Here is a 254-nt window from a genome sequence, read left to right as displayed (position 1 = left end):
GCATTGATCGAACCTTTGCTACCGCCGCCGAAGCCGCGTCGCAAGAAATACCCGGGGCGGCTTCCGATTTCAGACCGGGCTGCGCTGAACGGCATCCTGTTCGTATTCAAGACCGGAATACGCTGGTTGAAGTTGACCCGCAAAAACGGACACCTATGCTTTTGATCAGGAGGTGTCGAAATGGGCAGGCATCGTACCCCATACCCTGTGGAATTCCGGGCCCACATGGTCGAGCTGGTTAAGTCCGGCAGAAC

1 pseudogene is annotated in these 254 nt (G+C 56.7%); it reads left to right on the top strand.

What is annotated here, in order from left to right:
• Positions 1-3: 3 nt before the first annotated feature.
• Positions 4-126 (top strand): annotated as a pseudogene (locus AB4Y42_RS44725) (transposase); the annotation flags it as partial.
• Positions 127-254: the final 128 nt, after the last annotated feature.

The organism is Paraburkholderia sp. EG286B, assembly GCF_040965655.1.
Lineage (GTDB): Bacteria > Pseudomonadota > Gammaproteobacteria > Burkholderiales > Burkholderiaceae > Paraburkholderia.
Note: the sequence above shows the minus strand (reverse complement) of the source record. Positions and strands in the feature narration are given on the sequence as shown.